8 protein-coding genes are annotated in these 14636 nt (G+C 40.8%); 1 reads left to right on the top strand and 7 read right to left on the bottom strand.

Features of this window, described 5'->3' with window-relative positions; genetic code table 11:
- Window positions 1–343: 343 nt before the first annotated feature.
- The 3 genes from VY86_RS19560 to VY86_RS19550 form a co-directional block, all read right to left on the bottom strand.
- Window positions 344–1360 carry an NAD(P)H-quinone oxidoreductase gene (locus VY86_RS19560; RefSeq protein WP_046976205.1) on the bottom strand — a complete coding sequence of 339 codons (1017 nt, stop codon included), beginning with the start codon at window positions 1358–1360 and terminating at the stop codon, window positions 344–346.
- A 564-nt stretch (window positions 1361–1924) separates the two neighbouring features.
- Entirely contained in the window at window positions 1925–6847 is a 4923-nt protein-coding gene (locus tag VY86_RS19555; protein ID WP_052760878.1) for an RHS repeat domain-containing protein, read from the bottom strand.
- Between the two features lie 52 nt (window positions 6848–6899).
- Window positions 6900–7823, bottom strand: a complete 924-nt coding sequence (locus VY86_RS19550; protein ID WP_046976204.1) for a hypothetical protein — start codon at window positions 7821–7823, stop codon at window positions 6900–6902.
- Between the two features lie 453 nt (window positions 7824–8276).
- Between VY86_RS19550 and VY86_RS19545 the strand changes: the two genes are divergently transcribed.
- Window positions 8277–8963: a hypothetical protein gene (locus VY86_RS19545; protein WP_046976985.1), complete on the top strand. Its 687-nt coding sequence runs from the start codon at window positions 8277–8279 to the stop codon at window positions 8961–8963.
- Window positions 8964–9009: 46 nt separating this feature from the next.
- Here VY86_RS19545 and VY86_RS19540 read toward each other — a convergent pair whose 3' ends face one another.
- From VY86_RS19540 to VY86_RS19525, 4 genes are all read right to left on the bottom strand, one after another.
- The gene (locus VY86_RS19540; protein ID WP_158019990.1) at window positions 9010–9780 is read right to left on the bottom strand and encodes a glucose 1-dehydrogenase; all 771 of its coding nucleotides are present in this window, start codon (window positions 9778–9780) and stop codon (window positions 9010–9012) included.
- A 555-nt stretch (window positions 9781–10335) separates the two neighbouring features.
- Window positions 10336–11586: a hypothetical protein gene (locus VY86_RS19535; protein WP_046976202.1), complete on the bottom strand. Its 1251-nt coding sequence runs from the start codon at window positions 11584–11586 to the stop codon at window positions 10336–10338.
- 243 nt (window positions 11587–11829) lie between these two features.
- Window positions 11830–12108 carry a type II toxin -antitoxin system TacA 1-like antitoxin gene (locus VY86_RS19530; RefSeq protein WP_046976201.1) on the bottom strand — a complete coding sequence of 93 codons (279 nt, stop codon included), beginning with the start codon at window positions 12106–12108 and terminating at the stop codon, window positions 11830–11832.
- Window positions 12101–14512, bottom strand: coding sequence for a DMSO/selenate family reductase complex A subunit (locus VY86_RS19525; RefSeq protein WP_046976200.1), 2412 nt, complete (start codon window positions 14510–14512; stop codon window positions 12101–12103). Before VY86_RS19525 ends, VY86_RS19530 begins: the two co-directional genes overlap by 8 nt.
- Window positions 14513–14636: the final 124 nt, after the last annotated feature.

Raw genomic sequence — 14636 nt, 5'->3', positions numbered from 1 at the left:
TTATGTCACCTGACTTACCAAAAGCTGGTCATAACTCAGTAATCTAGACATTAAAAAAACTTATCAGGTGAAATTGATTAGTCATTAACATATCTATAACTGATCATTTGTTAATAGATATAGTCCATATTTGTTAAAATATTAACAATAATGTTAAATATAAATTCTGATTTTGTGCGCGAGGACAAATAACGGATAAAAACCAATCAGAAAACAGTGGGGAATAATAGCTTATTAGATATTAAACTTATTAATCATAAGGATTTTTTCTAACATGAAGCTGTTAGTAGACAAAATACAGGGCTACCAGTTGAAAATAGCCCTGATTTAAGAAGAAATACTTTTAAGACGATACATTTACCAGCATCACTTTGCCAATAACATCACCGGCTTCCATCATACGATGTGCATCAGCGGCATCTTTCAGATCAAATACTTTACAAATTAATGGGCTGACTTTTCCTGATTTCAGCAGTGGCCAGACATGTTTTTCCAATTCCCTGGCTATCTCTGCTTTTTCCTCCACACTGCGTGAACGTAATGTAGAACCCGTATGAGTCAGACGCTTTTGCATTAAAGGCATCAGATTAAGGTTTTCAGGATTTCCTTTCATCATACCAATCTGAATAATTCGCCCAAACTTAGCAGCGACTTTATAGTTTTTATTGACATAATCACCACCGATTAAATCAACAACCATATCGACGCCGTGATTACCCGTTATTTTCAATACCCGATCAACAAAATCTTCTTTTCGATAATTAATAACAAAGTCAGCGCCTAAGCTGTGTGCAACTTTAGCCTTTTCATCCGAGCCAACCGTTGTAATCACTTTGGCGCCAAAGGCTTTTGCTAACATAATAGTGACACTCCCTATCCCGGAAGTTCCCCCATGAATCAGCAAACTTTCTCCCTGTTTCAACTTGCCAACCTGGAAAACATTAGCCCAGACCGTAAAAAAGTTTTCCGGCAATGCCGCCGCCTGCACAAAATCCAATCCATATATAGGTAAAGCAATGGAATCATGTACCAGGCAATATTCAGCATAACCACCACCGGCAACAAGAGCGCAAACTTTATCGCCAATATTCCAGCGTTCACAACCTTCACCTCTGGCAACAATTTCTCCTGCAATCTCTAAGCCAGGTAATGGAGAAGCATCAGGTGGTGGTGGATAAGAACCCATTCGCTGAAATATATCAGGCCGGTTAACACCCGCCGCAGCCACTTTAACGAGCAAGTAGCCTTTTTCTAATCGTGGTAATGGCGTTTGAACCAGATGCAATTTTTCCGGGCCGCCAGGCTTAACAATGCTGATCGCTAACATATATTGGGGTAATGAATTGATTTGGCTGTGCATACATACCTCTTATTTCTTCTGACGATCCTTTATTATGGGTTTCGTTTAATATGATAAGTGGGATTTGAAGTGCCGTAGGACAAAAAACCCATTAAACCATGACCATAACAGAAAACTGTTACATGACAAATATGTGAACAACTCAGAATAAGTCATTACTAGCATTATTGTCGGTTATCTGTTCGCTTTTTCTCTCGAGTATTAGTACGTCATTGATATCAAAAAGAAGTATTGATATAGCATCTGTCACTTAGCGTGACATGACGTAAGGGATTGAGGTCTAATTGGGAAAAAACTTACGCTAAGAGTATAACTTATTGTTTAAACTATTATTTAAAGGTTGAAGTTCACTTCTAATGGCATTCCCCGCTAATGCCCAGCATATTTATATGCCCGTGCATTAGCGGAGAAAGACGAGAGACACGTATTCTTCATTAACTTCTTTACCTGTACTGCGGAGGTGAACCAGCGATTCCTTCATATAGGCGCAGTGTCAGATCAAGTCGCGACTTTTGCTACTGTTACATTAACAGGTATTGAATTGTCCGGAATTACCAATCTCCACTACGGTTTATAATTAAAACGCCTCGCATTTTCCTTACTACTCGTAAGTTTAAATTCGGTATTTTGTGCAATTTCATACACCTTGGCCTTGCTCTCTTGAATTCCTTTTGATCTCAGCCGGGTAAGGCTTTGTGTGAAGTTTTCAGGATTATGACTCACTTTTACCTCACCAATAAATCCTTTAACACCCTTACCCGTAATATTAGCCAACTGCCCAGCAAAAGAATTGCTTCCTCCCTCTGCTGAATGACAAACTAGCGTTCTAATATAAGGATAATTATTCATATCATATTTAGCTAAGAACCCTTTCTTAACAAAACTTTCCGCTGAAACGTATTCACCTTTAATTACCATAACGGAACTATCACTATATGTTGTGCCATGAGCAATAAGATTTAATCTGTTTTCACCACGGTATGTGTCTTCAAAGATTAATAAAGCAGACTCGTTATGTTCTACAGCAAGATTAAAATTCCGTATATCTTGCCCAAGCGTTATATTTCGTTCGATTTTCTGCCCTGCCAACCCTTTGGAATAAGCAGGGCTATGCGCTACATTGCTAACCGAAGAAGCCCCCCCCTTTCTCATCAACGCAGTAGCTCCACTTGCACCCAACCCTAGCACACCAGTTCCCAGCGAAACCCACCCTAAAATTACTGATGTTTCTGGACTAATATCTTCCAACGCACCAGAGGCTATTGCGGTTACATCTGAAACAACTCCGATGGATCCTGAAATCAATGCAATAGTTGATGCAGAGCTAATGGCTGACATCACGCCACCAGCTGCTGCAATGGAAGCTCCTGCGGTGAACACAGCCAAAGCCAGACCTATCGTTCCCGCAACTATACCGGTGATAGCCTGCCAGCTTAGGTGACCTGACGGATCGATGTGATTGACGGGATCCCCGGCACAGTAGGCGTATGGATTAATACCTCCGGCACCAAACGGACTCAAGCTGTCCGGACAGTTAAAACGCATCAGTGCCGGATTGTAGGCCCTATAACCGTTTCCTAAGTGGTAAGTACCGCTCACAGGATCAACCCGTTCACCGTTGAAGCCTAATAATTCCTTCGAGCTGTCACCACTCCCGTAAGGTGACCATGCATGCAGGGTACCGTCCTTGCTGCCTGTGGAGTCTCTGGACCACAGCAAGCTGCCATGCCGATCACCGGCAGTCAATGTCAATTGGGTGCCGCTATTTACTCCCAAGCAGCTATGTCCCATTTTTATCAGCCGATTTTCCCGTTCCTGTGAAGTTATGACCTCGTTGACCAGTTCTTCCCCTCGGTAATACAGCATCCGCATGTCTCCCTTGCTGGCCTTCTGGGTTACCAGGCGGTTCAGAGCATCGTAGCCGTACGTACCATCAACATTGTTCTTCCCAGAGATATTAGTCAGTCTTCCCAGTACATCGTAGGTCAAGGTTTTGCCCGCCTCATCGCGTACCATTCGCCCTTCCACGTCATATTTCAGCGAGATACTTTTTGGGTAACCGGCATGTGTGTGCGTCACAGATGTTAGCTGGGTTGGATCATCATTATTCTTATAATGGTAGGTCGCTTTGTCCTCAGTACCGTTAGCCAGCTTAGTGATAACAAGGATCAGATTATTCAGAGCGTCATAGCGATACTGCTGACCAGACATCCGCTTACCGTACGCATCCAGCGGCAAACTGCCACCAGCAGCATAGCTGATCAAACGATTACGGTTGTCATAACCATACTGCTCGCTTCTCTCGGTACTTCCGTTCTTCTCCGTGGTACTGGTGGCCAACAGACCATTCTTCTGCCAAGTCTGTGTTATAACCAGAGTGGTACCACTACTGTCAGTGATAGTCCGACGGATTTCACGACCAAAGTCATCATAGCCCAACTCCGTGGTCAGTGTGGATGCGGTCGCCGTATCTTTCACCGTTTGTGTGCCCAAGCGCCCCAACGCATCGTATGTGAGAGTGGCGGTCAGGGCAGGATCAGCAATACTGGTCACCCTACCGTACGCATCACAGTTATAGCGAGTCTGCTTACCAGTGATGTCCGTGTACGTGACGAGTTTGCCGACCAGCGTCCGGGTGTATACCATGCTGCGAGTACTGCCGTTCTGTGTGAAGATTTCTGCCTTTAGACTGCCGGAAGGGTTCCAAGTATTACTGTTTTCCGTGCTTCCTTCCTTCGCTTCCAACAGGTCACTGGTCTTATTATCATAGCTGAATGTCTGTGTTACACCCTCCGCAGTTATGCCGCTGATCATGTTACCCAACTCAGGGATAGATGTGTACTTGACTGTTTTACCGGATAGTAGGGTGACGACCAACGGTACCGGAGAAGCCCCTTCATAGGTATACAACGTGGTACGCCTGCCACAGGTTCTTTTCGTCACCCGTCCCAGACTGTCAAACTCTTGTGTTCCTAGCAGCCAGGTTTTTGATATGTTATCCGCCCCCAAGCCAGTCACGCTGATAGAAGCCACCTGCTCACCAGTCAGATGAGGAGCATAGGCCCGACTCACCTTACTGCCATCGGGCAAGGTCTGTGTCAGCACACGGCCATAAACATCATAGATACGTTGAGTAGCATTGTTCAGCTCATCCGTTTCACGACGCAAACGCCCCAACCCGTCCCAGTCGTATTTGCGCACGCCCTGTGCAATACCAGATGTATCCAGTTGCGTGTAAGTAAGTGGCAGACTACTCCGTTTGTCAAACGTCGTTATGTATTTTCCACTGGTTAGTGTGGCTGATTTAAAAACCCCCTTACTATATACCGCCTGCGTCAATTTCACTGGATCCATGTCCTGAAGGCTTTTCGTGCCGTCGGAGAATGCCTGGACTTTTACTTCACCCCAACCACCATATTTCAAGTCAGTTTGAACAGAAAAACGATCTCCCTTGCCCTGTGCAGATGTCAGCCAGTCCAGACTGGTTCCGGTGATGTTCTCACCGAGCTCGTTAAACTTGCAGGAGAACACGTTATACCATTGTTTGGATACATCCACATCATAGCGCTGCTGTCTGATGACACGCCCTATACCGTCAAAACGGGTCCGTAACTGATTCCCAGCGGCATCAATTTCGATAGTGACCGGACCATTATCTTCAATCGCATATTTCCAAGTGGTAGTGTTTTTGTACTTAGTACCATCAGCGACAATCCGGGTTACCAGATGACCTGCTTTGTCATACGTGTACACTACCGTCACGTTCTGCGTATCAGTCTGGTTAAGCAGAAGGCCGGAGAAAACAGATTGTTCTTGGGATGACACAGTATTAACACTATCATGCCCTATGAACTTAACAGACTGTTTCAGCACCCCGCCACTCACCACTGAGGAAAATTCTTGCTTCGAGGTGTATGACGAAGAACCTACACCGTTTTCATACTTCGTGTCAGTAATGACGGTGATACGACCAAATTCACTGCTGTTATTGGCCTGATAAGCAATGGTTCGCTGCTGCAATAACGTATTATCACCATAATCTGAGCTGGTTTTCTGTACAATATAGGCTGTACTTTCCAGTTTTTCGTAGGCATACAGCGTAGTATATACTGGGTCGTCACCATAACTGGAGGAAGGTGGCATGACTTTCTTCTGTTTCAGAAAACGAACAAAGCCATGTGGCTCTTTAGGACAACCTTTTTCTCCTTGTGCGGAATACCATGTGAATTCGGTAACCGTACCATCTTGGTCAGTCTGTCGGATGGGATTACCGCTTTTGTCATACTCCGCGGTCACAGTTTCCTGACGCGTTTGTCCCTTACCATCATCCCAAGTGGTTATTTTTTCTTTTAATAACTGAAACTGAGGGGGCTGCTTATCAAAAGCAATACCAGGAACAGCATAGTAACTGGAGGCTGTAGTGACCTTGTATTTCCAGGAAGGTGAAGCGTTTTTTTCCCGCACTACGGTCTCTTCTTTCAGTAAATGAAAGTTATTATACTTCCGGCTTGTAGTAACGGTGACATTACCACTTTTCCTGATTTCCGTTGAACCATAAGTATAGTCACTTAACACATCGTAAAGATTATCTTCATCATTTTTGAAATTTAAACCACTCCCAAACCCCAGGTAGTTATTGCTCGTATAATTGTACAACGCCGTCATTGTAGGTTGATCTGCGCCCGGAGAGATTGAGTGACGAATAGCAGCAGGAAGCGCCGGGAGCACATCCTCAGGAAAATGGATAACCTCTTGTTGATAATCAATGGATTCAATCAGAAATGTTGGATGAGTTATCTTGCTGATGAAATTCATCCCATTATAATCTATTGACCAGCTATACCCCATTTCCATCAGGGTGACTTTTTTAAGATAATCATTAAACAGGGTGAATTTTAGATTATATTCATCACCTGTTCCCGGAAACACCGTAATTTTCGGTATACTTGTGTCATTATAATCCGCACGTAATAATACCCCGTGTACTCCGGTTATTTCCGACAATCGCATGAATCCCTTAAAAATCCATTTAAAATTCAGGGAGTGACCGAGAGGAGAGAGGATTTTCGTGATGTTTTTTATATCATGACCGGAAGACGGTCCATCGAGAAATTCAACGACACCTGATTTATAAGTGATCTTATAGTGATCACCGGAACGTTCAAATTTGAAGTTATTCAGCTTTTTTTGCCGGACTTTAACATATTCCGGTGTATCATAAACTTTATACCTTTCACCTGATGACAGTGTCAATAGTTTATTTTTAGCATCATAAGTTGTAAATGAAAAATCAAAACCGATTCCAAATCCAATATTACCTGTTTTAAACATATTGTAGTTCAGTGACACATTCGCTGTCGGACCAAGCCCAACATTAGCATCGATGTTGGCAATAGGGAGCAAAAATGAGAAAGTCCCTGTTCTGGGATCAATACCACTCTGCTGTGCACTAAAAAAATTTTGTGCTTGAGAAAAGAAATTACTCATATGCAAGTTCCTTAATAAAAGAAGTTAGTTGTGACAGATGGAAGCTTTTCCTCTATTCTATTAAATTCACAGAGAAAGACAGATTTTCATCTCCATCAGCAACTACACTAACATTTGCACTATTTCCGTATTGATCATATAAATAAAATTGTAAAGGTTCTGACCGTTCAGAATAAGACCAGAGAGCTCCGTACCACATACAATAAGCCCATAAGCAAACTCCAATTTCCTCATGGTTCTTTGACGTGACATCCACTTTCCAACCGTTATCAAAAGAAAAACTAGCAGTATATTTTTTAAGTGAATCGATTTTTACAGAAGAATCTGTAGATGTGCTATTACCCTTATAATTACCTGTTTGTTTGTAATGAAAAATAAAACTTTCTTTAATCGAAGCAGAGTGATTTAATATTTCACTATTTTCCTTAAATCTAACATAATATTTCGTCAACTGATCATTATATCCTGCAACACTCTTCTCCTGTTTTTTAACAATATCAAGATTTGAATCAGCGAATATTCTCGAGGGTAAAATGGATAATGAAATCCAATCTACAGTGCTATTTCCGTTATTATTTTCTTTTGCAGTAGTATATTCTTTACCCTTAACCATACAACGGACATAAACTTTAAACGGAGATACCAATGGCTTATCAACAGACAGATAAAATGAGCAGATGTTATATTTTCCTGAACTATTTTCATTTATAATAGGATAAACAAATTCACCATGATTAAGAGATTTTTTAAAACTTGATGGTATCAAAGAATTTTTATAATCGACAAGATTAATGTTATTAAAAATTTCAGCACTGCTAATCTGGATAATTTTATTATTTTTATTGCGTGGTTCAATAATAACATCAACAGAAATTTGATGACGACCATTAGCATATAATGATGAATTTTTAGAGCCACTATCAACAAAGATATTTAATTTAGTTAGGCTACTAATATTGGACCAGGATGATGGCATAAAATTAACTCCTAAAAAATAATAGTGATTAAACTAATTTTTATCGAATAAAAATAGTTTTCGTATAAATATTATATAAATTTAATGAATGTTATCCTTGTGGAAACTTAATCACAAATCCCATTACTTGGCTCATTATAATAACCGTACAAATGATTATATACAATAAAATTCATTGATCATTATGGTTTTTTAGCACTAGCGTTAAGATTAAGTAAAAATAAAGCAAGTATTTATCTCTGATTGAATTATATTTTTATTGTTTTAGAAATTTACTTTTAAAAAACTTAGTATTACAGCCATACATTATTTTATAAACAAATAATATGCTCACGGGAAAGAAACACCCATCACTGGCAGGTGCATGTAAAAGAAATCGGTGACAAAACTTCCACATTTTACAACTTCATGTATGCTGGATTCTTAAAATCGAAAAATGCCATTGAGGTGCGAATGGAGACAATAGCCGAAGAATCCAATAACCAGGTAATAAAACCGACAAGTGGGTTTAACCAATCTGAACTTATCAAAGCACGCGTCACCAACCTTGCTGATCATTTTATTGATGTACTTAGAAGAAAAGATCCGGATAGTATTCCTCTATTACTGACTCTGCCTGACGATGAGTTTTGGGCGGAAATCAAAGGACGTGCCAACTATATTGAAATAGTGGAAACGGCCACTCTGGAAAAGAAAAAACATGAGGAGTTTATCGAGAGCAGAAACGCTTTTCTTGCCTGTCTTGGAGAATTCGGCGGAGTCTACAAGTCCAGTAAAGTTGCTGACATATTAGGAGTGACCCGCCCCACAGTAAATAAGTATGGTGAGAATCATAAACTCATTGTATTAAACTGGGGAGTTGAAAATTTATATCCTGTTTTCCAGTTTTCGGTAAATAAAAAAACCAGCGATAAAGGATACTTAAAAGGCGTTCCAGAAATATTGGCTAATATAGGGAAAATAAGTGACGTCAGGAAATGCCATTTTTTCATCCATAAAATCAATACATTTGATCTTGATATGAGTATAAACGAATCCACAACAGTATTGGATATCCTCAGGAATGGCGCCTCCAATAGTGAAATTGCTCAATTGGTAAGACTAGCGCAGATCTTCGGCTCTTCTGACACAAAAGCCTGAGCAAGTGTTATTTACGCTATAGTGTGAAATCTGAGCCAATAAACGGTCACAACACGACTGTTTGCCCACCATCGACAAGTAGCGACACCCCCGTCACGAACGACGCAAGATCCGAGCCTAACCACACCACCGCATTCCCAACCTCTTCCGGCTCACCCAGCCGCCGGAGTGGCATCCGTTCACGCAACACATCAAACGTTTTGGCAACTTCAGGCGAAGAAAGAGGAAGCGCTGTATTGATCAACCCTGGGCATACCGCATTGACGCGAATACCCGATGGTCCAAAGGCATCAGCCAACGCAGCGACCATCATATTTATGCCCGCTTTGCTGGTGGAATAAGCCGTCGTGAGTTGACCCGTCCTAATGGATCCCATACTCGACGTTGCCACGATACTTCCACGTTTGCCCAGTTTCATCATCTGTTCAGCCGCCGCCTGTGCACCGAATAGAACGCCATCAAGATTGACGGTAAGCAACTTGTGAAAATCGTCCGAACTAATTTGTGGGCCATCGGTAGCTAACGCGATTCCGGCGTTGCAAGCCATCAGATCAACACCACCGAACGGCATAGAAACATCAACCAACGAGTCCATATCACTTCGCGAGGTGACATCACTCCGATGAAATATCACTTCCACCCCCATCGAACGAAGGCGCTGGGCCACCGGTGTATCTCCTTCACGAGGTCGATCTGTGATGTCACCGATGATCACGGTCGCTGCGCCATGACGGGCAGCCGCCAAAGCAATACCCGCTCCGATACCACTTGCCCCGCCAGTGACAATCACAACCTTACCTTCTAGCATACGGTCCATGACATTCCTCATTATGTTGTTGTGTTACCAAGATACGGTGTGATATCAACCGTTGTTTTATGGTAACAAGCTACCTCTTATGAGATTGTTCCGGCAATGCTTGAAAGAGGTGTTTCGGTGAGATAATTTTGGTTTTATAAGTTATGTCTCACTTTTCTTGAGCAGTCTTTGGCGTTGATTAAGCAGGCGGAAACCAAATCAAACATGGTATTCAGGTAACTATTAAAAGGTAATACCTTTAACTACTATATCATGAAATCTCCGCGTTCTTAATTAACACCCGTTAATCCGTTCGATAAATAATAAAAACTTCCATGTCTATTCTAACATTGATAATACAGTGATTTTCTTATGTTAGAGTCCTTGTGATTCATTATGCTCGATTCAACATAGGCTATGATTTGCTGTAAATAATATATTTATCGCTATTAAACATCACTTCAATTTCAATCAAATTCATTTATGGCGGACTCACACATACTATATTGATAGCGGGTGTAAATAGGACATTTAACTGATTTGCCAGCTACTGAATTGTTGCTGGCAAAAATACTCTTACTCAATTAACATTAGATCACCCGTTTGATAAACGATATACACTTTCGTTCCCATTCTGACTTCGATAGTGCAATGATCTTCTTCTGTTAGCGTCACGTTGGTTGACCAGGTTTTATTTGATAAAGATGAATACGCAGGTTTACCCTTATTTACTTCTGACTGATAAGAACCATTCTTCAACAAAACATATTTATTATCCCGGAAATTCTCGTTAGCGAATGTCACTATCAATTTGCTTTTTACCGATTCAACATGAGCTATGGTTTGCTGTAAAAACATAAATTGCGCATTATCTACCTGTGAAAGATAAATACTTTTTTTCTTATATGATATCCCACTATTATTTATCGCTTTAATCAACTCAGATATCGTATTTTGAGTAACGTTATCATTTATTTTAGACTGAGATGCATCTGTGTATAAATTAACTATTCTTTTCTTTATATTTTCTTCTTCTAACGTTGCTTCGAAAACTATATACGTTCCATTAGGCAATCTTGCCTGAACAGCCAGACTGTTTGCATCACCACTATTTTTATTTGTTATCCATTTAAATGGAGGAATGAAACTTGAGTAGTAAACTTTTCCTTTATTTATTTCCGACATATATTGACTATCTTTCATGGCAACATATTTGTAATGTTTAAATAGTTCATTCTTAAAATTTACTGTCAGACGATTAGATTCTATGCTTATGTTTTCAATAGTATTTATTAAAAACATTTCCTGTGCATGATGAAGTACAGATAACATTTTTTCACTGTTACTAGCATGTTTGATAGCATCAAATATATCATCCAGCTCGTCTTGTGTTACATTGTCAGCAATCTCGGTATGATTTTTATCTTTAAATGAGTTATTTAATCTCTCCCATAATTTAAAATCATAAACCGTCATGCTGTAAATAGCATATTTAATACCATTAAATCTTACTTCGATTTCAATTAAATCATCTGAGATGAAATTGTGGGAAACCTTCACATTCAAACCATTTTCATCTAATTTTGCACTGCAATAGAATGGTTTCCCATCTTTTACTTCTGCAAGATATTGACTATTCTTTTTAATTACATATTGATAAGGTGTGTACCAATCACGATCAAGCGTGAATTCAAATTTACTTTCGCTTAATAATGTTTTCTTCACACTTCTCATAAAATAAGCTAATTCAGGAATATATTTTCCTTGAGGCATATCTATTGTAATTGAATTTTTATCATCGTTTTCCCATATGTTTTTCTCTAACATTTTTTATATTCATTGGCAGAACCCTGGCCGTGTAAAATTATTTCTTTACTGTTTTTACTCATTTTATTATTACCTTATGATTGAGGATGAAAAATATTCTATGGAATATAAATTAACTTCATTGTGAAGTAATAATTCATTTTGATATGATAACATCATTGATAATTTTTATGGCTTCCATAAAAACAGACTCATTTATCAAAAAATGAGTCTGCCTTATACGAATACATATTTCACCACAATTCACACATGCCATATTGATGACGGGCAGTAACATGCTACCCACACCATAGCCCTGATCCTGGCGGTTCTATAATCAGTTTTGAATAATTGGTCATTTGTGGCTGACACGTTGATTATGTTCAGCCAATGCGGCTGCCAGTTTGTTGTTGTAGTTTTTTCTGCATGTGCCAATGCACTGGTCAAAATGAAATTGCTGACGGTCCTACCTTCGAAGCTTGCGGCACGTTCCAGCGTCTTTTTAGCACTGATCTTCAATTGAAGGTTAATAAATTCACTCATGCTTTTTTACCTCAACCAATAAAGTTAGATGAGAATTTCCATGTGCAAGTGCTGTTTTACGAGATGATGTCAACACATTGACACAACCACCCCAATCAACACCATTTTTATCCGGTTGCCACCATGCACCGGTTGGCATTGCCACCACACCGGGAATAATACGTTGGGTAACCTCAGCAGGAACCATAGAAATACCACGATCATTAAATACACGCACTAAATCCCCCGGTTCAATATTGCGTTTCTGCGCATCCAAAGGATGAATCCACAATTTCTGGGTTTGAACTTCCTGTACCCAAGGGTTTGAATATTGGGTTGAATTGGAGCGGTTTTTCCCTTTCCAGGTAATTAATTGCAATGGATATTTTTCGGTTAATTTATCCTCCGGCCCTTCAAATGCAGGTACATAATGTGACAGTGCCGGGATTTCAGGATGTTGCATGTCATACAAACGCTTAGAAAATATCTCTATTTTTCCTGAAGGTGTTGGGAATGGATGATTTTCCGGGTCACGAATATTGTCTTCGAAAGCCACGTAAGGCGGTATTTTGAAAAGATGTTTATGCGTGCTTTGTAATTCTTCAAAAGTTGGCAAATTTGCTTCCGGCATTACCTGACGATTAGATTCCATAATATGGGCTATCCACTCTTTTTCGTCACGACCTTCACTGAACTCGCGTTCAACCCCCAATTTTGCTGCAACTTCGCGTATCCATTCATAATCAGAACGCCGTTCGAATTCAGGTTCAATCAGCTTTGATGACAGAATGAAATAACTGCCGGTACCCCAGGGATAAGCTATATTCCAGCGTTCCATAAAACTGGTTTCCGGCAATAAGATATCTGCATATCGGGCACTGGGTGCCAGGTAAAGATCACTGGAGACAATGAACTCAATTTTAGATTCATCTGCCAATATTTTGACTGCTTGGTTGATATCTGGGTTTTGATTTGCAAGATAATTACCCGCAAGCGAGAATAACACACGGATATTGGTGTTTAATTTATCTGCATTAACCAAACCCTCCTCCGGGGTAACTTTACTGGCATCATCGGCGGCCTGAACCCAATTCATAACGGAGATTTTTTCTTTTACCGGGTTTTTGCCCAGATCGAGACCGTACAGATATTTATTCCCCGCAACACTGCCGAAACCTGCGGCCCACCCGCCTTTTTTACCTACATTACCGGTTATTGTGGCTAAAATTGTTGAGCCACGTGCGACACGTTCACCACAGATATGACGTTGTGGCCCCCATCCCTGCATCAGGGCGGCGGGTTTAGTGCTGGCGTATTCACGGGCAAGCTGACGAATTGTATTTGCCGGCACTTTAGTGATTTTTTCAGCCCATTCGGGTGTTTTTACAACGCCATCTTTAGCACCTGTCAAATAAGCAACCAAAGATTCATTGGCAGGAACCCCCTCCGGCATATTGTCTTCATCAAAACCAATCGTATAACGATCAATAAACTCTTTATCGTGCAGATTTTCACTGACAATCACATACATCATTGCATCCATCATCGCGTTATCGGTTGTTGGAAGCAAAGGAATCCATTGGTCAGCCAGCGAGGAAGCCGAATCGGAATAACGGGGATCGACAACAATAAATTTGGTGCCATTTTTCTTCATTTTTTGGAAATAGTGATTGGTGTGACCAAAAATAGTTTCAGCCGGATTATGTCCCCAAAGAATCACTAATGGCGTATCTTCCAAAGTATCCAATGTACTGCCTGAAGTTGCCACACCATAGGTATAAGGTGTCGCTGCCGCTGTATTGCCCATACTCACGGAATGGTAATATTGTAAATGCCCGCCGGTAATATTCAGTAAACGACGCAACATTTTATCGCCGGACGATACACCACCAATGACTGCGGTATTAACGCTGACATAGCGACAAGCCGGGCCATATTTCTCAGTAATATGTTTCAGCTTGTCTGCAATAATGGTTGTTGCCTCATCCCAGGAGATTCGCTCAAACTTCCCCTCTCCCCGCTTGCCAACCCGTTTCATCGGATATTTTAAGCGGTCAGGGTTATAAACAAATTTGCGATAGCCCTTGCCACGAACGCAAGCCCGCATAATCGGCATAGCTTCATCAAGTTCATGATCCGGTCTGGTGGTTATCCGGGTGACTACTCCGTCTTTAACATGGGCGCGGATATCACATCTTCCCCCGCAATCAAAGGTACTACAGGTTGGTACGACTTTTGTTTCGCCGGTATCGATAACGCTAACTGTCAGAGATTCTTGGTTTTTTTTCTCCTCTGCAACCGTTGTGCGAGCAGAAACAAAAGGGACAGAGATAAGTGCTGCGCTGGCCTGAACAAAACGACGACGGCTGACCACTAACTCATCACTCTGTTCATTAACTTCATCACTTATTTTTTTATTTTTCATCATTAGCCTCCACATTGCATCTTATGAGTATGATGCATGTTATGCAGTAAAAACGGGGCGAATTTTGATAACACTCAAGTATAAATATAATCTAGCTCACATTTTCTTGGAAAATTTTACTAAA

The organism is Photorhabdus thracensis (assembly GCF_001010285.1).
Lineage (GTDB): Bacteria > Pseudomonadota > Gammaproteobacteria > Enterobacterales > Enterobacteriaceae > Photorhabdus > Photorhabdus temperata.
Note: the sequence above shows the minus strand (reverse complement) of the source record. Positions and strands in the feature narration are given on the sequence as shown.

Excerpts from the sequence above, each read along its gene's own strand:
- VY86_RS19560 (WP_046976205.1), bottom strand. The coding sequence starts at position 1,360 with ATGCACAGCCAAATCAATTCATTACCCCAATATATGTTAGCGATCAGC.
- VY86_RS19555 (WP_052760878.1), bottom strand. The coding sequence starts at position 6,847 with ATGAGTAATTTCTTTTCTCAAGCACAAAATTTTTTTAGTGCACAGCAG.
- VY86_RS19550 (WP_046976204.1), bottom strand. The coding sequence starts at position 7,823 with ATGCCATCATCCTGGTCCAATATTAGTAGCCTAACTAAATTAAATATC.
- VY86_RS19545 (WP_046976985.1), top strand. The coding sequence starts at position 8,277 with ATGGAGACAATAGCCGAAGAATCCAATAACCAGGTAATAAAACCGACA.
- VY86_RS19540 (WP_158019990.1), bottom strand. The coding sequence starts at position 9,780 with ATGGACCGTATGCTAGAAGGTAAGGTTGTGATTGTCACTGGCGGGGCA.
- VY86_RS19535 (WP_046976202.1), bottom strand. The coding sequence starts at position 11,586 with ATGTTAGAGAAAAACATATGGGAAAACGATGATAAAAATTCAATTACA.
- VY86_RS19530 (WP_046976201.1), bottom strand. The coding sequence starts at position 12,108 with ATGAGTGAATTTATTAACCTTCAATTGAAGATCAGTGCTAAAAAGACG.
- VY86_RS19525 (WP_046976200.1), bottom strand. The coding sequence starts at position 14,512 with ATGAAAAATAAAAAAATAAGTGATGAAGTTAATGAACAGAGTGATGAG.